This is a genomic window from Nibricoccus aquaticus (genome assembly GCF_002310495.1).
GTDB classification, from domain to species: Bacteria; Verrucomicrobiota; Verrucomicrobiia; order Opitutales; family Opitutaceae; genus Nibricoccus; species Nibricoccus aquaticus.
Map to the genome: position 1 here is coordinate 1403273 of NZ_CP023344.1, position 21848 is coordinate 1425120.

Annotated in this window: 20 protein-coding genes; 6 read left to right on the forward strand and 14 right to left on the reverse strand. The window is 64.5% G+C overall.

Annotated features, from left to right (window positions below; all coding sequences use genetic code 11):
* Positions 1-21: 21 nt before the first annotated feature.
* Entirely contained in the window at positions 22-1398 is a 1377-nt protein-coding gene (locus CMV30_RS05905) for a family 43 glycosylhydrolase (RefSeq protein WP_096055158.1), read from the reverse strand.
* A 336-nt stretch (positions 1399-1734) separates the two neighbouring features.
* On the opposite strand from CMV30_RS05905, the gene CMV30_RS05910 reads away from it, so the two are divergent.
* Together CMV30_RS05910 and CMV30_RS05915 are read left to right on the forward strand one after the other, a co-directional pair.
* The gene (locus tag CMV30_RS05910; protein ID WP_096055159.1) at positions 1735-4614 is read left to right on the forward strand and encodes a TonB-dependent receptor; all 2880 of its coding nucleotides are present in this window, start codon (positions 1735-1737) and stop codon (positions 4612-4614) included.
* Between the two features lie 101 nt (positions 4615-4715).
* Complete coding sequence (locus CMV30_RS05915) at positions 4716-5018, forward strand: zinc ribbon domain-containing protein (protein ID WP_096055160.1); 303 nt, start codon at positions 4716-4718, stop codon at positions 5016-5018.
* A gap of 55 nt (positions 5019-5073) precedes the next feature.
* On the opposite strand, the gene ppk1 is transcribed toward CMV30_RS05915, so the two are convergent.
* Positions 5074-7254: a polyphosphate kinase 1 gene (ppk1, locus tag CMV30_RS05920; protein WP_096055161.1), complete on the reverse strand. Its 2181-nt coding sequence runs from the start codon at positions 7252-7254 to the stop codon at positions 5074-5076.
* Positions 7255-7377: 123 nt separating this feature from the next.
* The gene (locus CMV30_RS05925; protein WP_096055162.1) at positions 7378-8367 is read right to left on the reverse strand and encodes a KpsF/GutQ family sugar-phosphate isomerase; all 990 of its coding nucleotides are present in this window, start codon (positions 8365-8367) and stop codon (positions 7378-7380) included.
* A gap of 74 nt (positions 8368-8441) precedes the next feature.
* Between CMV30_RS05925 and CMV30_RS05930 the strand changes: the two genes are divergently transcribed.
* The 4 genes from CMV30_RS05930 (at position 8442) to CMV30_RS05945 (ending at position 12999) form a co-directional block, all read left to right on the forward strand.
* Positions 8442-9383 carry a Cell division protein CpoB gene (locus tag CMV30_RS05930; protein WP_096055163.1) on the forward strand — a complete coding sequence of 314 codons (942 nt, stop codon included), beginning with the start codon at positions 8442-8444 and terminating at the stop codon, positions 9381-9383.
* A 474-nt stretch (positions 9384-9857) separates the two neighbouring features.
* Positions 9858-10865 carry a lipid A deacylase LpxR family protein gene (locus tag CMV30_RS05935; protein WP_175414745.1) on the forward strand — a complete coding sequence of 336 codons (1008 nt, stop codon included), beginning with the start codon at positions 9858-9860 and terminating at the stop codon, positions 10863-10865.
* A gap of 384 nt (positions 10866-11249) precedes the next feature.
* Positions 11250-11693, forward strand: coding sequence for a Fe-S cluster assembly sulfur transfer protein SufU (gene sufU, locus CMV30_RS05940; protein WP_096057640.1), 444 nt, complete (start codon positions 11250-11252; stop codon positions 11691-11693).
* Between the two features lie 28 nt (positions 11694-11721).
* The gene (locus CMV30_RS05945) at positions 11722-12999 is read left to right on the forward strand and encodes a cysteine desulfurase (RefSeq protein ID WP_096057641.1); all 1278 of its coding nucleotides are present in this window, start codon (positions 11722-11724) and stop codon (positions 12997-12999) included.
* A 216-nt stretch (positions 13000-13215) separates the two neighbouring features.
* On the opposite strand, the gene CMV30_RS05950 is transcribed toward CMV30_RS05945, so the two are convergent.
* The 11 genes from CMV30_RS05950 to chrA all read right to left on the reverse strand — a co-directional run bounded on the left by CMV30_RS05950 (position 13216) and on the right by chrA (position 21771).
* On the reverse strand, positions 13216-13992 hold the full coding sequence (locus CMV30_RS05950; protein WP_138223159.1) for a Crp/Fnr family transcriptional regulator: 777 nt from the start codon (positions 13990-13992) through the stop codon (positions 13216-13218).
* A gap of 29 nt (positions 13993-14021) precedes the next feature.
* Positions 14022-14270, reverse strand: a complete 249-nt coding sequence (locus CMV30_RS05955) for a DUF2249 domain-containing protein (RefSeq protein ID WP_096055166.1) — start codon at positions 14268-14270, stop codon at positions 14022-14024.
* The gene (locus CMV30_RS05960; protein WP_096055167.1) at positions 14267-14599 is read right to left on the reverse strand and encodes a metal-sulfur cluster assembly factor; all 333 of its coding nucleotides are present in this window, start codon (positions 14597-14599) and stop codon (positions 14267-14269) included. The genes CMV30_RS05955 and CMV30_RS05960 overlap by 4 nt, the downstream gene beginning before the upstream one ends.
* Positions 14596-15903 (reverse strand): hypothetical protein, encoded by a 1308-nt coding sequence (locus tag CMV30_RS05965; RefSeq protein ID WP_096055168.1) that lies wholly within the window; start codon positions 15901-15903, stop codon positions 14596-14598. Before CMV30_RS05965 ends, CMV30_RS05960 begins: the two co-directional genes overlap by 4 nt.
* An 80-nt stretch (positions 15904-15983) precedes the next feature.
* The gene (locus CMV30_RS05970; RefSeq protein WP_096055169.1) at positions 15984-16553 is read right to left on the reverse strand and encodes a DUF2249 domain-containing protein; all 570 of its coding nucleotides are present in this window, start codon (positions 16551-16553) and stop codon (positions 15984-15986) included.
* On the reverse strand, positions 16550-16915 hold the full coding sequence (locus tag CMV30_RS05975) for a cupin domain-containing protein (protein ID WP_096055170.1): 366 nt from the start codon (positions 16913-16915) through the stop codon (positions 16550-16552). The genes CMV30_RS05970 and CMV30_RS05975 overlap by 4 nt, the downstream gene beginning before the upstream one ends.
* A gap of 30 nt (positions 16916-16945) precedes the next feature.
* A complete protein-coding gene (locus tag CMV30_RS05980; RefSeq protein WP_175414746.1) occupies positions 16946-17638 on the reverse strand; it encodes a class I SAM-dependent methyltransferase in 693 nt (230 codons plus the stop codon).
* An 11-nt stretch (positions 17639-17649) separates the two neighbouring features.
* Positions 17650-18027, reverse strand: coding sequence for a hypothetical protein (locus tag CMV30_RS05985; RefSeq protein WP_138223160.1), 378 nt, complete (start codon positions 18025-18027; stop codon positions 17650-17652).
* Positions 18028-18180: 153 nt separating this feature from the next.
* On the reverse strand, positions 18181-19965 hold the full coding sequence (locus CMV30_RS05990) for a chloride channel protein (protein WP_096055173.1): 1785 nt from the start codon (positions 19963-19965) through the stop codon (positions 18181-18183).
* Positions 19965-20423 carry a MarR family winged helix-turn-helix transcriptional regulator gene (locus tag CMV30_RS05995; protein ID WP_096055174.1) on the reverse strand — a complete coding sequence of 153 codons (459 nt, stop codon included), beginning with the start codon at positions 20421-20423 and terminating at the stop codon, positions 19965-19967. Before CMV30_RS05995 ends, CMV30_RS05990 begins: the two co-directional genes overlap by 1 nt.
* Positions 20424-20484: 61 nt before the next feature.
* The gene (gene chrA / locus CMV30_RS06000; protein WP_096055175.1) at positions 20485-21771 is read right to left on the reverse strand and encodes a chromate efflux transporter; all 1287 of its coding nucleotides are present in this window, start codon (positions 21769-21771) and stop codon (positions 20485-20487) included.
* Between the last annotated feature and the right edge of the window lie 77 nt (positions 21772-21848).

The following is a 21848-nucleotide window of genomic DNA, read 5'->3' on the forward strand; positions in this document are numbered from 1 at the left end:
GTGAGAGCGCTGGCGCGCGGCTCACGGTGCCACGAACTGCCACTGCTGATTCGTGCTGGTGCCGCTGCTCCAGAACTCCATCACCGCGCCGTCAGCCGTTGCACCGCCAGTGTCCAGTGCTTTGCCGTTAGCCCGGTTGACGAGCTGATAGTATCCGGAGCCTACCGACACGAATGTCCACTGCTGGTTCGTGCTGCCTCCCCCGGTCCACTGGCCGACCGGCGTGTCGTTCGCGGTGTTGTTGACGCTGTCGAGATACTTGCCGCCAGTGACGCAGCTCAGCCGATAATAACCGCCGCTATACGTGACGACCCACTTCTGGTTGTTGCTCGTGCCGTCAGCCCACTGGGCGACCGTCGCGCCGTCCGCCGTCGCACCGAGATTATCGAGCATCTTTCCGCTCGAGCGATTGCGCAGGCTGTACGTGCCGTTGGCGACCGGCTGCGCCGCTGGCAGATTCACACCAGCGGCCACCGGCCAGCCATTGCTCCAGCTGAGCGTAGTGATGCGCAGCTTGGCCGCACCGTTGTCGTTCCCATCGTAGAAGTGAAACGTGAGTTTCCCCTCGCCGAGACCCACGTGGCCCGGCCCGATGTAACGGCCATCGCGATTGGGCAGGAACGTCGTGCCACCGCCGTTGAGCACGCTCACGCCGTTTTTGTCGAGGTACGGACCCGTGATCGAAGTCGAGCGCGCCACCTGCGTGTAGTAGGAGCTGTTCACGCCGTTGCAGCAGAGCCCGCGCTGGAAAAACAGGTAGAAATAACTGCCATTCTTGATCAGGTACGGCGCTTCCACTTCGCCGGGCACAAGATCCCAGCGGCTGGTTCCCTGACGCAGCCCCGTCGTGGCATTGAGCTGGATCAGATCGATGCCGCTCTGCCAGTTGCCATAAGTCATATACATATTGCTACCGTCGCGAATGATCGCCGGATCGATCGCGTTGTTGCCCGCGACGATGAGCCCGCGATCCGTCCAAGGCCCGGAGAGATTTGTCGCCGTCGCAAGACCGATGGCCGCCGGTGCGCCGTTACCCGCGCACGAGTAGTAACAGTAGTAGGTGCTGCCTATCTTGATCACATCGGGCGCCCAGAAACCGCCCGTGAAGCCACTCACGTAGTTATTGATCCAGCTCGGCCACGTCCCTGCGGGAAACACCGTGTTCTCCGCCCGCCAGTCGGTGAAGTTGGCATTGCTCGACGACATCGTCCACACGCCGTTGCCCGTCGTGAAGATCCAGTAACGGCCGTCCGTGTTGCGGATCATCGTCGAGGGATCGTGGCTCGGCGCGACCTGCGCGCGCAGCGCGCCGAAGCCGAAGGTGAAAAATACGAGTGCGATAAATAGCGACAGGCACGTCGCGCGGCGGCCGGTCGGGGTAGGAGCGGATGCGTTCATTTTTTTGGGGGTGTTGCGGCGAGAAGAAATTACCCGGCGGGGTACGAGCGCTCGCCGACGCTCATGGCCGGGATTCACTCAGTACATGCGCCGTCTGCGCGCGAAACCCGACGCAATCAGATCAGCCGCAGCTCCCCACTCCCACGCGCACGACGATCCTCTCGCATCTGTCCGCGCCTTTCTTCCAACAAAAAATAACCGCCACTCGCGCGTGTCGGGTTTGCGCCCCCTTTGGCGCATTTATGTCCGAAGAGCACCTCCGGCCACATCTGCCGCGTTCACCAAACACGGACATCCGGAGCAGTGCCCACGCCAGTACCCAAACACCCTGTTCCTATGACCCCCACCCCGCAAAGCCCGTCAATCGGCTCCCCTGCCTCCGGCAGAAAAGCCACCGGCCTGTCCCTCACGCTTCTCCTCGCGCTCACCTCCGGCGCGAACACCGGCCTCGCCCAGTCCGGGCCCGCCGCCCCCGTCACGACCGTCCCTTCCGAAGAGACCGTCCTGCTCGAAACTTTCCAGGTCACCGGCCTGCGCAGCAGCGCCATGAAAGCCATCGAGGTGAAACGCGAAAACCCGCAGTTCACCGACTCCATCGTCGCCGAAGACATCGGCAAATTTCCCGACAACAACGTCATCGAGTCCCTCCAGCGCATGTCCGGCATCCAGGTCACCGATTACGGTCGCGGTAACATCACCGGCGTCACCGTCCGCGGCCTGCCCGACATCACCACCACGCTCAACGGTCGCAACATCTTCACCGCCTCCGGTCTCTCGCTCTCTCTCCAGGACATGCCCGCCACACTCATCAAGCAGGTGGACGTGATGAAAACCCGCGCCGCCTCCCACATCGAAACCGGCATGGCCGGCGTCCTCGATATCCAGACGTTCCGCCCCTTCGATTTCTCCGGCAGCAAGATCTCCCTCTCCGCCAAAGGCACGTATCAGGAACAACGCGACCGCTTCGACCCCAACCTCAGCGCGCTCGTCAGCAACCGCTGGAAAGTCGGCTCCGAAGGCAAACTCGGCGCTCTGCTCAACATCTCCTACCTCACCACCACCTATAAGGATCAGTCCGCCAATCCCGGCGCCCAGGTCCTCTTCGCCAAAGGCGCCCAGCCCGCCCCCGCCTGGCCCGAGCCTTACGCGCGCATTTTCCCCGACGTCGTCCCCTGGTCCACCGGCCTCGTCAACGGCATGCCCACCGCTCCCGGTTCCACCATCCCCGGCACCAACGTCGAGTACGTCCTCTCCCGCGACGCCATCTTCTTCAACGAATCCAAGGGCCAGACCTCCCGCCCCGGCGCCAACTTCTCCCTCCAGTACGCCCCCAACAAAGACTCCGAGTACACCTTCGAGGCCTTCTACCTCGGGTACCGGAATCACAACTACAGCAACCTCCTCTTCTCCTTCGTGGACTGGTGGGGCGCGCCCTCGCCCGCCACGCTCGATGTCACCCTCTACCCCGGCACCAACATCGTCCAGCGCCGCGGCTACATCGGCGACGTCTTCAGCTTCACCAGCGGCGACCACACCGACCAGCGTACCGACAGCTTCCAATACTCGCTCGGCGGCAAGTGGACCCTCACGCCCGACTTCAAGCTCACCACCGAAGCCGTCTTCCAGGACAGCGAGTACACCGCGAATAACTTCTTCATCCGCGCCAACCGCAACGTCCGCAACGACGTCTCCGTCAACTTCAACGCTGACGCCGGCCTCCCCGCCTTCCGCTACCTCGACGTGACCGGCACCGCCGTTGACGAAAGCCGCGTCGATAATCCCTCCACCTGGAGCCTCGCCCACATGTGGGACCAAGGCTTCCGAAACACCGGCAGCGCCGCCACCCTCACCTCCGAAGGTCTCCTCAACGTCGATTGGGGCATCATCAAAAAACTCCGCTTCGGCATCCGCATCGATCAACGCGAAGCCGCCGAGTCCGCCCGCTTCGCCGAAGGCGACCCCACCGTCGGCACCGACCTCGCCACCTTCAACACCCGCCTCCCCGGCGTCGTCAGCGTCAACAACGGCTTCTACGACGGCCGCGCCGCCATCCCCACCACCTGGGCCTCCATCAACGGCGACTACTCGGGCGATAACTCCGACGCCATCCGCAAGCTCTACAGCTTCACCAACACCAGCTACTGGAGACTCAAGGAATCCTTCGCCATCGAGGAACTCACCTCCGCCGCCTATCTCCAGGTCGATCAGCTCAAAACCGAGATCGCCGGCCGCAAACTCAGCGGCCAGTTCGGCCTCCGCCTCGTGGACATCAAGACCGAGATGGAATTCACCAACCCCGCCTTCAACCGCTTCGACCGCACCACCGGCGATGCCGGCGTCACCAAACTCCTCCCCAGCGCCGCCCTCAGCTACGAGATCACCCGCCAGTTCGTCGCCCGCGTCGGCTACGGCGAAACCATCCGGCGCCCCGGGTTCAACGACCTGAATCCACTGATCACCTACACCCGCGACGTCACCAACCTCGGCCTCGGCACCGCCGGCGGCGGCAACCCCGACCTCAAGCCCACCACCTCGAAGAACTACGACCTCGCCCTGGAATACTACTTCGACGAATCCAGCATGATTCACGCGAATTACTTCCGGAAGAAAATCGACGGCCTCGTGGTCGGCTCCTACCGCCGCGTCACCTACACCGATTCGATCGGTCCATATAACTACGTCCTCTCGCAGCCCACCAACGCCTCCAACGGCAAACTCGAGGGCTTCGAGATCGGCGGGAAATATTACCCGAAGGATCTCCCCTTCGGCCTCAGCGGCCTCGGCGTCGAAGGCAGCTACACCCACCTGAAATCCTCGCAAGACGTGCCCCTCTACAACCCCGCCACCGGCCTCGTCATCGGCACCCAGAACACCCCGTTCTACGCCGTCTCGCCCGACTCCTTCAGCACGACCCTCGCCTACGAACGCAGCAAATTCAGCGCACGCGCCTCCTACACCTGGCGCTCCGCTTTCCACCACCACAACGAAGCCGCCCTCTTCGCCAACCCGCTCTACGTTTATAACAGCGCCGAGCGCAGCCTCACCGCTCAGCTCTCGTACAAGGTCACCAAAAACCTCTCGATCGACCTCGAAGGCACCAACCTGACCGATGACGTCCAGCACAGCTACTACGGCAAAAACGGAGCCACCGTGCATAACTTCAACAACTGGATCGTCGGCCGCACCTTCTCCCTCGGTGCCCGTTATTCGTTCTAAGCGAAACCGACTGCCGCACGCACACGCGGCCACCAGTCACTCAGCCTCCAAGGGCAACCCATCCGGGTTGCCCTTTTTTATTTCCCTCAAAAAGTCCGCGCATGGCCGCCGCGAAAAAAACGAATCGAGCCCCCACCGAATGCCCCGTCTGCGGCGCCAGCGTCCCGCCGCACTCCCTCGCCTGCCCCGGCTGCGGCGCCGACGAACGCACCGGCTGGAACGACGAATCCACCCGCTACGACGGCCTCGACCTCCCCGACTCCGCCTTCGACGACGACTCCTCTCCGACCACACGAACACCGCCCCGCCAGCAGCGCCCTCAACGTGTCGCCCTCCACTGGTGGCTCACCGCCTTCGCCCTCCTCGCCGTCTTTGTCGCTGCCGCCCTCCATCGCCTCCTCTGATCGCAACTCCGCTTGTCGCGAGCCCACATCGTCACGCCCTGCGCGCGGAAAACCTTCACCCGTTGTTCCGCACCCGCTGCGCCGCCGATGCGATGAAGTAACTCTGCGCCGCAAACGACGGCATCCCGTTCTTCGGCTCGACCGGCAGATAACTCCCGTTCGCGTGCAGCTCGCGCGCGTTCTCCGTATCCTGAAATTCGATTGGGAAAAGCTCGCTCACGATCCAGCGGCGCAACTCCGGATCAAGCACCGGAAACACCACCTCGATCCGCCGGAAAAAATTACGCGGCATCCAGTCGGCGCTGCCCGCGTAAACCAGCGGCTCTCCGCCACTGTCGTTCTGAAAATAAAACGCCCGCGCGTGCTCCAGATAACGCCCCACGATGCTGCGCACGCGGATGTTTTCGCTCAGCCCTTTTACGCCCGGCACCAGACAGCACACACCGCGCACGATCAGATCGATCTGCACGCCCGCCTGCGACGCCACGTAGAGGTTGTCGATCGTCGCCTTGTCCACGAGCGAGTTCATCTTCGCCATGATCTTCGCCGGCCGCCCTGCCGCCGCATTGTCCGTCTCGCGCTGGATGAGCTCCTGGATGCGACGGTGCAGATTAAACGGCGCCACCAACAGATGCTGGAAATCCGGCGAACGGCTGAACCCCGTGAGTGAGTTAAACAAATTCGCCACATCCTCCGTCAGCTCCTCGCGCGACGTGAAATAACTCAGATCCGTGTACAGCTTCGCCGTCCTCGGATTGTAATTTCCCGTGCCCAGATGCGCATAGCGCCGCAGCCCGCGTCCTTCGCGACGGACCACCAGGCTGCACTTGCAGTGGGTCTTGTGCCCGATAAGTCCATACACGACGTGAACGCCCGCATCCTCCAGCTGGCGCGCCCACTGGATGTTGTTCGCCTCGTCGAAACGCGCCTTGAGCTCCACCAACGCCGTGACCTGTTTTCCGTTCCGCGACGCCTCGATCAGCGCCCGCACGATCGGTGAATCACCACTCGTGCGATACAGCGTCTGCTTGATCGCGAACACCTGCGGATCACGCGCCGCCTGCTCGACAAAATCCACCACCGGCGTGAACGCGTCGTACGGGTGATGCAGCATCACATCCTGCGCGCGCAACGTGTCGAAAATCTGCTCCACGTTATGCAGCGCGGAAACCGCCACCGGCGTGAACGGCGGGAACTTCAAATCTGGCCGGTCGATGTCCGCCAGCGCCATCAGACGCAGTAGATTCAGCGGCCCGTTCAGACGAAAAACGTACTCGTGCGAAAGCCCGAGATGCTCGCACAGCGTGTTGAAGATCTTCTCGTCCACGCCGTCCTCGATCTCCAGGCGCACCGCCGCGCCGCGCTTCTGATTGCGCAGCTCGTCCTCGATCTTCTTGAGCAGGTTTTCCGCTTCTTCCTCGTCGATATAGAGGTCGCTGTTGCGCGTGACGCGAAACGCATGCGCCTGATGCACCCGATAACCTTGAAAAAATTCCCCCGCGCACAGCTTGATCACTTCGCTCAGGAAAATGAACCGCTGGGTGCCACTGCCCGGCGCAATCGCGACCAGCCTCGGCAGGATGCGCGGCACCGGGAGAATCGCGACCAGCCCCTCGACCTCCGGCGTCTCCGGATTGTCCAGCGAGACCACGACATTGAGAGTCTTGTTGCCGAGTTGGGGAAACGGATGCGACTGGTCCAGCGCCAGCGGCGTCAGCACCGGATGCACCTGCTCAAAGAAATAGTTCCGCACCCAGTCCAGATCCTCCGCCGTCAGCTCCTTCGCCGACTCGAAGATGATTCCCTCCTCCGCCAGCTGCGGGCGCAGCTGATCGTGCCAGCAGCGATATTGATCCTCCACCAAGGATGCCACCACCGAGTGAATACGACGCAGCTGCTCGCGCGGCGGCAGCCCGTCCACGCTCGACTCGGTCACACCCGACTCCACCTGCTGGATGATGCCCGCCACCCGGATCTCGAAAAACTCGTCCAGATTCGAGCACACGATCGCCAGAAACTTCACGCGCTCCAGCAGCGGCACCCGCTCGTTTTGCGCCTGCTCCAGCACCCGCCGGTTAAACGCCAGCCAGCTCAACTCGCGGTTAAAATACGCCGCCTTCGTCTGCTTGCCATCGATCGGGATTGGCGACGCCGTTCCGCCAGGCACCACCGCCCGTTCGACGGGCTGCTTGCGGATGCGGGACGTAGGTTTGCGAGTCGTTATGCGCTTGGCCATGTAATCAAAATTAAGTGCGGCAGCCTAGGATGCACCGGAGGCAAAACCATGCAAATCCACCACGTCACCGCGATGTAACAAAACCGCTTCCCAATCCACCCGGTGTGTCGCCCGCCACACGACTCACACAATCTTCAACTTCGGCAGATCCTGCCCGTCCACCAACCCCACCGGCCGCCCCTTCGCGTCCACAACGATCAGGTCGTCGATCTTGTGCGCCTCGAACATCCGCAACGCATCCACCCCCAGCGCATCCTCCACGATCACCTTCGGTGCCCGCGTCATGAATACCGACACCGGCTTCTCCAAAAATCCCGCTCCGGTCAGCGCGCTCCGCCGGAAATCCCCATCCGTCAAAATCCCCGCCAGCTTCTTCGTCCGCGGATGGATCAGCGCGATGCTCCCCGACTTCGCCTTCGTCATCGCCAGGATCGCCTCCTGCAACGATCCCGTCTCCGCCATCACCGGCAGCCGCTCACCCGTGCGCATGATGTCTTTCACCTTCAGCAACAGCAGCCGCCCGATGTTCCCCGCCGGATGATAACGCGCGAAATCCTCCCGCGTCACTCCGCGCCCTTCGAGCAGCACCATCGCCAGCGCATCTCCCAGCGCCAGCGCCGCCGTCGTGCTCGCGGTCGGCGCCAGCTCCAGCGGACACGCCTCACGCGGCACACGATAAACCAGCTTGTGATCCGCATGACGCGCCAGATCCGAATCGCCAAACGCCGTCAGCGCCACCACCCGCACGCCGAAACGCTTCAACACCGGCACCAGCCGCACGATCTCCTCCGACTGCCCGCTGTTGCTCAGTAAAATCGCCAGATCGCCCTCCGCGCAAAGCCCCAGATCCCCGTGCAACGCCTGCGTCGCATCCAGGAAACACGAAGAAACCCCCGTGCTGTTAAACGTCCCCGTCAGCTTCTGCGCGATATGCGCCGACTTCCCGATGCCCGAAAAAATCAACTTCCCGCCCGCCGCCCGCGTCGCCTCCACCGCCAGCGCCGCCGCCACGAAATCCGCCCCCAGCTCCTTCGCCGTCGCCTCCAACGCCTCCATCTCGATGCGTATGCAAGCCCTCGCCCGTGCAATCACTGTTTTGGTTTCGAGAGCCATTTATAGTTTGAGTCGGAAATGAGCTTGCCGAAGTTAGGGGCAACTTTTCTCCGTTCAAATCCTTTCCATCCTTGATGAGGCCCCGCTTCCTTTCCCTCGCTCTGTTCGCGCTCGCGGCGCTTTTTTTCGCCGCCGGTTGTGACCGCGTGGACTCGATGCCCTTCACCGCCGAAGTGGACGAACCCGGCTACCGCCGCGGCAAAGAACTCATCCGCCAGGGCCGCAATCAGGAAGCCCTGATGGAGTTTCAAAAGGTCATCGAAAAACGCGGCCTCAACAACGCCCCCGAAGCCCACCTCGAAATCGGCCTCCTCTACCAAAGCCACATCCGCGACCCCATCTCCGCGATCTACCACTTCAAGAAATTCCGCGAGCTCAAGCCCAGCACCCAGCAAGCACAGCTCGTCGGCGCCCGTATCGACGCCGCCATGCGCGAATTCGCCAGCACCCTCCCCGGCAAGCCTCTCGATAATCCCCTCACGCCCGCCGACAACCCCGAGGTCGTCCAACGCCTCGAACGCGAAAACGAGCAGCTCCGCGCCGCCCTCGCCCGCATGAGAGTTTCCGCCGGCCTTCCCGCCCGTGTCCCGGTCGACGCTTCGGGCAACCTCGCCCAACTCCCCGCCGAAGAAACTCCCGCCATCGAAGCCAGCCCGATCTCCGCCTCTTCGACCGACGAATTTGTCGTCACTCATTCCCCCTTCGGCCCCGAGACCCCCGCCTTCGAACCCGTCACCACCCCGTCTTTCACGCCCACGCGCCCCGCACCCCAACAGGCCGCCGTCATCAACACGCCCGCCCCGCGTCCCGCGCAAACCCCACCGCCCCAGACACCCCCCGCCACCACCACCGGCCGCCGCCACGTCGTCCGCCAGGGTGAAGGCCTCTGGACCATCGCCCGCCGCTACTACGGCACTCCGACCGCCGCCCAGGTGGACGGCATCTACACCGCTAACCGCGACCGCATGAGCTCCAAGTCCGACCTCAAAGTCGGCATGGAACTCCGGATACCGTAACCGCATCCGCTCTGTGTAAGGCCGGAGCTTGCTCCACGCCGTCATGCCCCATCGCGCGCCTGCGATTCCGAGGTAGCGCCCGTTCGATTCGCGATCACCCCACGCTAAGAAAGTCGCCCATACGCCACATTCACGGCTCCACCCATCCGTGCCCATCCGCGAAATCTGTGGTTAAAAACTCCACGCCGATCACACCCCTTTCCAAATCCCGCGTAATCCCGCCTCCCACTGCACTTCGCACCCCAACCTACGTCGCAGCCAAAACATTTTGCAGTGTTTCAGCCCGCTATCGCGCACGTCACCGTCGTTTTCCCTCTGAGCCCTGCACTTGGCCCGAAATTGGCGAACTTCGCGCTCGTCATGAAAACACCCGCGTCTCGTTCACGCCTTCTTTTCGCACTCCTAATTACCGGTCTTCCGGCCTCGCTGCTTTTCGGGCAAGACCCTGCGTCTACCGCCCCCGAGTCCGCACCGGTGCCTGTTGCTGTTTCCACCGCCACGTCCGGTCCGGAAAGCACCCAGACACGCGCCCGCTCCGCACCCGTTTTCAGCATTTACTTTGAGAACGACTACTTCGGTGGCACCGATCGCCACTACACCAACGGTGCCAAATTCTCCTGGTTATCCGCTGATCTCACAACTTGGGGCCAGGAAGGCTGGCGTCGCAGCTTCGTCGAGGCGCTTCCCTTCGTGAACCGCGAGGGCGCCCAAAAAAACTTCGGCATCGGTCTCGGCCAGAACATCTACACGCCGCAGGACACCGACGCCTTCGTCCCCGACCCCACCGACCGCCCTTACGCCGGCTGGACGTATCTTGAACTCAACTTCGTGAGCAAAACCGCGAGCGTCATGGACACGCTCTCCTTCCAGATCGGCATGGTCGGCCCGCACTCCTACGCCGACACCACCCAGCGCCACGTCCACGAGTGGATCAACGACTCCCGCCCCAACGGCTGGGAATACCAGCTCGAAGACGAACTCGGCGTGAACGTCATCTTCGAGCGCAACTGGCGCCTCTACGCCCGCGCTTTCAGCAACTCTCTCGGCATTGATTTCATCCCGCATCTCGGCCTCAGCCTCGGCAACGTCCAGACCCACCTCAACACCGGCGGCACCGTCCGGCTCGGCATCAATCTCCCCAGCGACTTCGGCGTGAAACTCATCCGCCCAGGCGGCACCGTCAGCGCCCCGATCGACGACCTCGATCCCCGCGTTTCTCCCAACCGCAGCTGGAGCTTCTACCTCTTCGCCACCGCCGATGGCCGCGCCGTCGCCCGCGACCTCGTCCTCGATGGCAACACCTGGGAAGACAGCCCCAGCGTGGACAAAGAACCCCTCGTCGCCGACCTCAGCTACGGCTTCGGCCTCATCGCCGGCAAATGGCAGCTCACCTTCGCCCAGACCTACCGCACTCGCGAATTCGAAGCCCAGAAGGAAGAGTTCAACGAATTCGGTTCCGTCACCCTCTCTCGCACCTTCTGACTTGGGAGCGCCGTAGGGCGCGAGCTCGCTCTCTGCCGCCGCGCGCCCTCGCTCTCTGCTCCGATTCCCTGGAAGGACGACCTCCGTGTCGTCCGCCTCCCCCAGATATCGTCATCCATTAGATGACAAACCACTCCCATCTCCCGCGCCCCCAATCCTCTTCATCCTCTTAATCCCGTCCAAACGTCCGCCCTTCTCCCTTCCGACATCAGTGCCGCTCAGTGACCATCAGTGGTTAAATACCTCCGCCTCCTCCGACATTGGCGTCCATTCGCGGTTAACGCCCTCTCATCAGCCCCCGCCGCGCTCCGCATGAGCGCGGCTTTTCTTTTGAAACCCGGCTTTGCGTCCCGCCCCGTTTCCCGTACGGTCCGCGCTCCTCTCATGAGCGATCTCAGCGATCTCTATCAATCCGTCATCCTCGACCACAATAAGCGCCCTCGCAATCGCGGCAAACTGCCCACCGCCACGCGCTACGCCACCGGCGACAATCCGACCTGCGGTGACAACTGCACCGTGTACATTCACACCGACGCCGCCGACCGCATCGACGGCATCAGCTTCGAGGGCTCTGGCTGCGCCATCTCCCAGGCTTCCGCCTCGCTCATGACCACCCAGCTCAAAGGCAAAAACCTCCCCGAAGCCGAGGCCGCCTACAAGGAGTTCGCCGAAATCGTGAAGACCGGTAACGCCCCCGAAGAGTTCAACGAACTCGCCGCCTTCGCCGGCGTCCACGCCTACCCGGCCCGCATCAAATGCGCCACCCTCTCCTGGCACGCCGCCATCGACGCGCTCAAGCAACCCGCGCCCAATGTGGAGCCCAAATAACGAATACGCCCGCACCGCATCACGCACCATGAGCGCTATTGCCATCCTCCCCGTTCTCAAACTCCCACCCCGCGTCGAAACGCTCGGCTGGAAAGACGTCCGCGCCGACTTCCCCGTGCTCCACCAGCACGTCGGCACCAAGCCGCTCGTCTACCTCGACAACGCCGCCACCACGCACAAACCGCGCTCCGTCATCGACGTCCTCTCGCGCTTCTACGAAGCCGACAACTCCAACGTCCACCGCGGCCTCCACGCGCTCTCCATGCGTGCGACCGACGGCTACGAAGCCGCCCGCGCTCGCGCCGCCAAATTCATCAACGCCGCCGCCCCTGAGGAAATCGTCTTCACCCGCGGCACCACCGAATCGATCAACCTCGTCGCCCAAAGCTGGGGCGTCGCGAATCTCAAAGCCGGCGACGTCATCCTCCTCACCGAGATGGAGCACCACTCCAATCTCGTCCCGTGGCAGCTCGTCGCCCAGCGCACCGGCGCCACCATCCGCTACGTCCCCGTCGTCGGTGAAAACGCCGAGCTCGGTCTCGACCTCGACGCACTCGACAAACTCCTCACGCCCGAGGTGAAGCTCTTCGCGTTCACCCACATTTCGAATACACTCGGCGTCATCAATCCCGTCGCCGACCTCTGCGCCCGCGCGAAGAAAGTCGGTGCCATCACCGTCATCGACGCCGCCCAATCCTCCGGCCACGAGCCGCTCGACGTCCAGGCCATCGGCTGCGACTTCCTCGCGTTCTCCGGCCACAAGATGGCCGCGCCCACCGGCATCGGCGTCCTCTGGGGCCGCCGCGAACTCCTCGACGCCATGCCTCCCTGGCAAGGCGGCGGCGGCATGATCTCCGTCGTCGAATTTTCAGGCAGCAAATGGAAGCCCTCGCCCGAACGCTTCGAAGCCGGCACGCCCAACGTCGCCGACGCCATCGGCCTCCACGCCGCCATGGATTACCTCGATAATCTCGGCCGCGAAAAAATCGCCGCCCACGACGACGGCCTCGCCGAAAAAGCCTACGCCGCCCTCAGCGAACTCCCCGGCATCCGCATCCTCGGCCCCAAGGGGAAACGCGGCGGCCTCGTCAGCTTCGCGCTCAAAGACGCACACGCCCACGACGTCGTCACCTTCGCCGATCAAGACGGCATCGCGCTTCGTGGCGGTCACCACTGCAACCAGCCGCTCATGAAAAAACTCGGCCTCCCGAGCACCGTCCGCGCGAGCTTCTACGTGTACAACACGCCGTCTGACATCGACGCCCTCGTCACCTCGATGCGGCGCATCGTCAAATTCTTCAGCTGACCGGTGCGCGGCTCCGCTTCCGAGGTAGGGCGGGTTAGCCTTAACCCCGCCCGTTCGATTCGCGATCACCCCTCACCCAGGAAATCTCCCACGCGTCCATCCGCTGTCCGCATTCGCGTCCATTGGCGTCCATTCGCGGTTAAAAAAACACCCCTTACACCGTTCCCAATCCTGTTAATCCTCTTAATCCTGTCCAAATTCCGCCTCCGCCCGCGCTCACCCCTCCCCCAGATTCCGCTTCAACAACGCCACGAGTTCGTTCGGCTTCTTCACCACCACCGCCGCCCCGCTCACCTCGATTAAGCCCGCTTCGCGAAACCGCCCGAGCGTCCGCGACAACGTCTCCGCCGTCGTGCTCAGCTCCGCCGCCAGCACCCGCTTCGTACCGCCGAGTTTCACCGTCACCGTTTTCCCGATACCGCCCGCGCTCGATGCCGCCGACAGCCGCTTCACCAGCCAGTTGGCCAGCCGCGTCTCCACATCCTTGAGCGTCAGATCGTCCAGCAACCCGACGAGCACCCGCAAATGCTGGCTCATCGAGCCCAGCATCCGCATCGCCAGATCCGGCCGCTTCGCCACCAGCGCGAGAAACTCCGTCTTCGGAATTAAGAGCACCGAGCTCGTCTCCACCGCGCGCGCATTCGCCGGATAACCCGTCGGCGACGCCAGCGCCGCCTCCGCCAGCGACTCCCCCGCGCGAAAAACATAAATCACCTGCTCCTTCCCCGTCGCGCTCACACGGTGAACGTTGATCGCCCCGCGCTGCACCACATAAAACCCCTCCGCCGCTTCGCCCTCGTGGAAAAGATACGCGTCTTTCTCCAGCGACTTCACCCGCACCAGCCCCGCGATCGCCGCCACATCCGCCTCCGGCAATCCGCTGAACAACTGGCTCCCGCGCAACGTCAGCGCCAGCCCCGCCCCGCGCAACGCCGCCATCGGCTCTCCCGCTTTTTTCTCGGTCGCATCCTTCGCTCGCGTGGTCGGCATCATCCGTATCTCTCCGGCTTCACCGGCAAAACTCAACGCCCCATTTCCCCCGGCGCGAAACGCACCTCCCACGCCCCATCGCCCCGCCGCGTCACCTCCGCCGAAAACCCGTCCGCCTTCAACCGCTCGATCAACGGCGACGGCAAAAACGGCGCGATCACGACCAGCGCCTGCCCCGCCGCGAGCCCCTTCACCGCCGCGAACAGCTGCGGCCTCGGCTCGATCCCTTCCGCGATCAACGGCCGCACATCCATCACCCGATCCTTCGGCGCGCCGCTCATAACTCGTCCATCTCCTTCCACCCAAGTTCCTCGCACGCCGCCCGCGTCATCATCGCCGGTGTCCACTGCGGCTCCCACGTCAGCTGCACCTTCACCGTCCGCCCGCCGCCGATCCGCTCCAGCACGCTCTGCACGCCTCCCATGATCACGTCACCCGCCGGACAATACGGCGACGTCAGCGTCATCACCGCCGTCACCTGCGCGTCGGAAATCTGCACATCGTAGATCAAACCGAGCGCCACAATGCTCAACCCAAACTCCGGGTCGAGGATCGTCCCCAGTTCTGCCATCGCGCTCTCGTGCGTCAAAATCTCCGTTGGTTTTTTCATAAAAAGGTAGGGCGGGTTAGCCTTAACCCCGCCGCGTTCGACACGCGCAAATGCCCCAGCACCCGCGCCGCATTCATCGCGAAAAAACTTACCCCGCCCGCCAGCATCCACGCGCCCGCGCTCACCACCACCACCGACTCCATCATCGCCCCCACACCGAGCGCCATCACGCCCGCGACATGCAGCCCCAGCCACGCGCGCTCCCACCCCGCATTCCCCAACGTGTGCGCCGCCGGCACCGCCACGCGCCCCACCTTCGGCCCATACGCCCGCATCCACACGAGAAACGGCACAATCTTGCACAGCATCCCCATCACCATCAGCGCCATCGCCCCGCCAATAATCGCCACGCCATAACCCATCGCCCCCCGCAGCGCCGCCACCCCCGGCTCCGCCCACACCAACACCCCGCCCACGATCACACTCACGCCCACCGCCCCCGCCCCCGCCACAAACGCCTTCAACCCCGGCTCCAGCCTCCGCTTCCGACGCGCGCCGAGCGTCGCCACGAGCTCGATACCGCTCAGCGCCACGCCCACCGCGATCCCCGCTGCGCCCGCCCACACCAACTCACTCCGCTCCATCACCAACCCACCCGCCAGCCCGACCAGCCCCGCCTGCGTACCCACTAGCCCTGCCGCCACCCGCCACGGCCTCCGCACTTCTCCGAGCGTGAACATCGGCACCAGCTGAAACGCCACGCCCTGCACCAAGGTCAGAAAAAATCCCGCCAGCCCCGCGTGTGCATGCGCCCGCAACAATCCCAGCGGCGACACCGGCACACTCAGCCCGAGTTTCATCGCCGCCAGCAACAACCCGCCCAACACCGTCAACACCAGCCACCCGCCAGCCAGCGGCAGACTCCACCCGATCGCATCCCGCCGCTTCGCCCGCGCAAACGTCACCCACACGTTCGCCGAAAACAAAATCACCCCCATCGCCACCGCCGCACCTCCCGCCGCCGCCACGTCCATTCTTCCCGTCAAAAATCCCGCCACCATCGCCGGCACTCCGGCCGCATGCAGCCCGAGATGCCCCCACGTCACCCGCTCCCACGCCAACGGCTCGCCCAGCACCACCGGCGTCAGTTGATACGTCGCGCCAAAACACACGCTCAACAAAAACCCCGGCAGCCACAGATGCGCCAGCGCCACCACCCGCGGATGCAGATGCGGCTGCAACACGAGCGACGGCTCCCACGCCAGCCACGCGCACGCCGTCACCAGCGCCACCAGCCCGAAGCCGATAAACCCCAGCGGCAGCCGCGCCCCTCCCACCAACGGCATCGGCCCATTCGTCTTCATAATTTTATTCCGATGGAGGCGCGACGCCCTCGTCGCGCATTCGCATCACCGCACATGTGTCATCATCCGCGTTCAACGCTTCACCCGCGCCGCAGCGTCGTCACCCAGCTCCCATCGCTCTGCTGCTCGCTCTGATAACGCACACCGCGCGTCTCCAGCTCCGGATACAGATGCAACGGCTTCCGGTCCGTCCGCGCTTTCAGCGTCCCCCCGCACTTCAACTCCTCCACCGCCGTCAAAATCACCAGCATCGGGTGCGGCGGCTCCAACCCACGTGCATCGATTTCGCCATTCACCACCGTTGTATCGACAGCCGCATGTGCGCTCCGCGCCAAGTCCTGTGCGTGATTCCCACACCCACCGCTCACCGGCGGCGGCGTCACCGCGCCCTGCTTGCCAGCCGCCACCCGCGAGATCTTCACCTGAAACACCTCCGGCCCCGCCACCAGATGCTCCCACGTGAACTCCCCCGGAAAGATCGTCGCAAACTGATAGTACAGCGGCACCGGATCATGGTCATTCACGAGCACGAAGTGCGCGCCCACCGGCAGCTCCTTCCAGCGCTGGATGATCTGCGCGTGCTTCACACGGCAGGGGATGGAACGCACATCGAAGTGCGTGAGATCGATTTCGTTGGTCGTCGTATTCATGAGGAAGAAATTTTCGCCGCCTGCTCCGCGCCTAGCGTCAGCAACATCGTGAACGGCCCATGGCTCGCCCGCACCGCGTGCGGATGATCCGGCGGCATGTGCAGCAACGCGCCCGCCTCCAGACGCGTCCACTGACCGTTGAAAAAGAAATCGCACGCCCCGCTCAACACCTGCACCAGCGCCCTCCGCTTGCTCGAATGCCCTGTCAGCTCCTGCCCTTGGTCAAAACTAAACAACACCACCCGCAGCTCCGCACTCTGCACCAGCGTCCGGCTCACGATTCCCGCCGCCGAAATCTCAGCCGCCCCCGCCAGGGTGATCGCGGCCGCATCAGTCGTCGGTAGCAAAGTCGTGTGGCTCATGTCGCCGCCACTCTAGTCCGCACGCCACGCTCACGCCTTGATCCGCATCAAGCCCCGCGCGCTTTCCATCCGCCTCCACAGATCGCTATGCACAAGCCCCGCGTTAAAAAGATCCCGCCCTTCCAGCTCAAAACCCGCCGCCACCAGCGCCTCGTCCGGCGGCGTCAACCGCGACGCCTCCAACTTCACCGCCGCTCGAAAAAACGAATACATCAGCCGGTGGACCAGCCTCCCTCGCAATCGCCGCAACCCGCTTGGCGGCAGACAAAAATCCGTCAGCAGCCAGCATCCGCCGTCCGAAACCTGGCCCGCGATTCCCGCCACCACGCCCGCCAGCTCCGCCGCCCCGAAACAATCCAGCACGAACGGCGTGATCACCGCATCAAACTCCGCCCCGCCCTCCACCGTCCTCTCGCGCTCTCCCAGCCAGCTCCTCACATCCGCGTGAACCCACTCGATCCCCTCGCTTGAAAGTCCCTGCCGCGCCAGCCGCCTCTGCGCCGCCGCGATCATGCCCGCACTCGCCTCGACCACCGTCACGCGCTGCCGCGACCAGCGACGCCGCATCACTTCCAGCGTCCGCCCAGGCCCTTCGCCCACGATCAACACCCGCCGCCGCTCACGCAGCGCATCCAGCCACCGCGTCCGCGCCTGCTGCAACACCCGCCCCGCGAGCACCGCCTCCATCCACCGATAATGCGGCGCGAGCCGGTCGAAACTCATTCCGCGCGACATCACTCCACCGCCCTTCCGCCTCGATTCCAAATCACCCACGCCACCGCCGCGCCCACCGCATACGCCACCACATCCCACCCGTCAGCGACTCCATACTGCGGCATCATCCACGGCCCGGCTCCTTCGCAAATCACCGCCCAGATCACTGTGTGCGCGCCCACTTCCCTCCACGTCGGCGCACGATCATCCGCCCGCCAGCCAAACAGCCGGTAACTCCACAACAACCACGGCAGCGCCGCCGGGATCACCAGCACGTCATTGAAATGACTGTGGAAAAATCCCGGCCCCACCTGCGGCTTGATCACAAAACGATTCAGCGCGTACAGCGCCCACGCGCTCACGCACACCGGATCGAATCCATAGCGAAAACGTTTCACGTCACAGCAGCGCGAACATCAAAAAACCCGCGCCGATGGCCAGGCCCAGCTGCCCGATGATCGGGACGAAACGAAGAAATGTCTGTGGTGTGTTCATAGGAAAATAGTCGAAATCAAAAATGCCCGCATCGCTCGTGCGCGCTCGTTCGCTCGTCATGTTGCATCCTGCTTCCGCGCCAGCCAGCCCGGCTCGCGTTGATGCTCATCCTCCCAGCGCAGCCGCCGCGCCGACAGGATCGCCGCACGCCCCAAATAGCCCACGATCTTCCGCTCCTCGCCGCGCGCCACCACCGGCAGCCGCCCGATGTCATGCTGGTGCATCCGCGTCACCGCATCATGCAGATCCTCATCCGGAAACGCCGTCACGAGCTCCGTGCTCGCCACCTCATCCAGCCGCCGCGCGCCGTTTCCTCGCGCCAGCGCATGGAGAAGATCTTTCCGCGTGATGATTCCCACCAGCCCCCGCTCCTCATCCGCCACCAGCAGCGCCTGATGATGGCTCGTCTCCGGATCGTGGTTACCGATCCGGTCCGCCAGCGCGTTCACCGTCATCGCCGACGACACCGTTTGCGGCACCGGCTCCATCACCGCCGACACCCGCACATGCGCGAACACATCCACATCGAACTCCGCCGGCACGCTTACGCCTCGCTGCGTCACCGGTGCCGTCATGATCGAATGCTGCGACAACAACCGCGCCGTGAACAACGCCCCCGTCGCCGCCGTCGCCACCGGCCACAGCACCCCGCTCTGCTGCGTGATCTCCACCCCCAGCACGATCGACGCGAAAAACGCCCGCGATCCCCCCGCGAAAAACGCCACCATCCCCGCCAATGCCGCCAGCCCCGGCGACACACCAACTCCTCCCACGCGCTCCACCAGCGCCCCCGTCATCACGCCCACGCCGCCGCCCACCATCAGCATCGGCGCCAGCGTCCCGCCCGAGCTTCCACTCCCGAGCGAGATCACCCACGCCGCCAGCTTGCACCCGCAGATCACCGCCACCGCCATCAACGAAAAATGCCCGCCCAGCAGCCCCGCGATCTCCTCATACCCCGCCCCGAAAATCCGCGGCTGCCACCACCCGATCACGCCGACGATCAACCCGCCGACCACCGGCCGCCACATCCACGACCCGCCCAGCTTCGCAAAAATCGCCTCCGCCCCATGCACCGCAGCCGTCGCCGCGACGGCCAGCGCTCCCGCCACCACTCCGATCGCCACCAGCGGCAGCCAGTCGTGAAACGCCACCGCCCCGACCTCCCCCATAGGAAACACCGCGCCCGCTTCGCCCCAGGCCACCCGCAACGCCTGCGCAAACGTCGCCGCCAGCATCACCGGCACCAGCGACCGCGCCTTGAACTCGAATAACAACAACTCCACCGCCAGCAACGTAGCCGCCAGCGGACTACCAAACACCGCCGTCATCGCCGCCGCCCCGCCCGCACAAAGCAAAATCTTCCGCTCCACCGCCGTCAGCGTCAGCGCCTGCCCGAGCAACGATCCGATCGCCCCGCCCATCGCGATCACCGGCCCCTCCGCCCCATACGGCCCGCCCGTCCCGATCGAGATCGCCGAGCCCACCGGCTTCAGCAACGCCACCCGCGGCGCGATCCGGCTCCTGTTCGTCAGCACCTGCTCCATCACCTCCGGAATCCCATGCCCCAAAATCCCCCGCGTTCCCCACCGCGCCAGCGCCACAATCAACACCGCCCCCACCACCGGCACCGCGATCACCCACGCGCCCCATCCATGCCCCGCCGGTGAAACCAACTCCATCTCCACTCTGCCATAAAACGCCGCGTTCGTGATCAGCCCGATCAGCGCCAGCAATCCATGCGCCGCCACCGTCGCCGCTCCCGCGATCGCCAGCGCCAGCACGCACAACAGCACCGGCCGCTGCGCGCTCGCCTGAGCCACCGGCATCGCCCGCGACATCACGCGCCTTCCTCCTGCGCCGCCGTCACCACAGCCGACAACACCGCCGCCAGCTCCGGTCCCACCCGCTTCAACTCCGCGCGATGCACCGCCGTCAGCTTCTCCAAAAGCCTCAGCCCCTTCGCCGTCACCGTCAGCAACACCTGCCGCCCATCCTCGGCCGACACCGCCCGCTTCATGAGCCCCGCCGTCTCCAGCCGGTCCACCAGCTCCACCGTGCTGTGATGCCGCAGCTGCAACCGCTCCGCCAGCTCGCCCACCGTCAGCTCCTCGCGCCCCGGCATTCCCTGCACCGCCAGCAACGCCTGATGCTGCTGCGGCGTCACTCCCGCTTCCGATGTCGCTTCTTCGCTGAACCGCAAAAACCGCCTCAACGAATAACGCCATGCCGCCAGCTTCTCGTAATCCGCTTTGCTGAACGCTCTCACACTCGAAGTCTGCACGGCTGCTTTGGGCATAAAGATATATCGCTATGCGATACTTCAAGAAAGCCAAGCCGCTTTTCTTTTCCTCGCTGCCTCACGTTCCCAATAGCTTCCACCCCCACCCGCACACCCCGCACGCCGCCAGCACCGCGATCATCCCGCCCTTCCACCGCTGGAGCGCCGCGAACGCCACCGCCGCCAGCCCCACCGCAAACCAGTCGATCACCCCTTCGCGCGGGTGAAAAACCTGCCACCCAAACCACACCGCCAGGTTCAGCACCACGCCCACCACCGCTGCTGTCACCGCCGCCAGCGCTCCGCTCAATGCCGCATTCCCCCGCACCCGCTCCAGATACGGCGCCCCGAGAAAAATCCACAGGAAACACGGCACGAACGTCGTCCACGTCGTGATCGCCGCGCCCAGCGTCGCCGCCATCAGCGGACTCATCTCCCCCGGCTGATTCCACCCGCCGAGAAATCCCACAAACTGCACCACCATGATCAGCGGCCCCGGCGTCGTCTCCGCCAGCCCCAGCCCATCCAGCATCTGCGCCGCCGTCAGCCAGCCCTGCACCTCCACCGCCTGCTGCCCCACGTAAGGGAGCACCGCATACGCCCCGCCAAACGTCACCATCGCCGTCTGGCTGAAGAAGACCCCTTCCTTCGCCAGCGTCCCGTCCCACCCCTGCCACAGCCCCGCCACCATCACCGGCGTCCACCACAACACCAGCGACACACCGAGCACCTTCACCGCCCGACCGACCGATGCCCGCGCATGATCCGGCACCGCCTCCATCAGCTCCCCATCCGCCCCCGCGCCGCCAAACCCCTTCAACCCCGCCCGCGCCGAGACAAATCCGATCGCCAGCGCCCCGACCACCACCGCAGGAAACGGCACGCGCAGGAAAAAAATCGCAACAAACGCCCCCGCCGCCAGCGCCCAGTGCCCCGGCGTCTTCAAAGCCCGTTTCCCGATCCTCAGCACCGCCGCCGCGACCACCGCCGTCACCGCCGGCTTCAATCCATAAAACGCCCCCGCCAGCCACCCCGTGTGCCCAAAACTCACATACACCCAGCTCAGCGCCCACAACAGCAACGCCGCCGGCAGCACGAACAACACCCCCGCCACGATCCCACCCCACGTCCGGTGCAGCAGCCATCCGCAATAAACCGCCAGCTGCGTCGCCTCCGGTCCCGGCAGCAGCATGCAAAAATTCAACGCATGCAAAAACCGCTTCTCCCCGATCCACCCCTTCCGCTCCACCAGCTCCTCATGCATGATCGCGATCTGCCCCGCCGGCCCGCCAAAGCTGATGAACCCCAGCTTCAGCCAGAACTTCAGCGCTTCACGAAAAGAGGGACGTGCAACTGCCTGTGACATGCCGCCCGCGAGCGTCCGCAGATGCCGCTCTCACGCAAGCCCCGGCCTCCCACGTGTCGCCGATGTCACCCATCCGC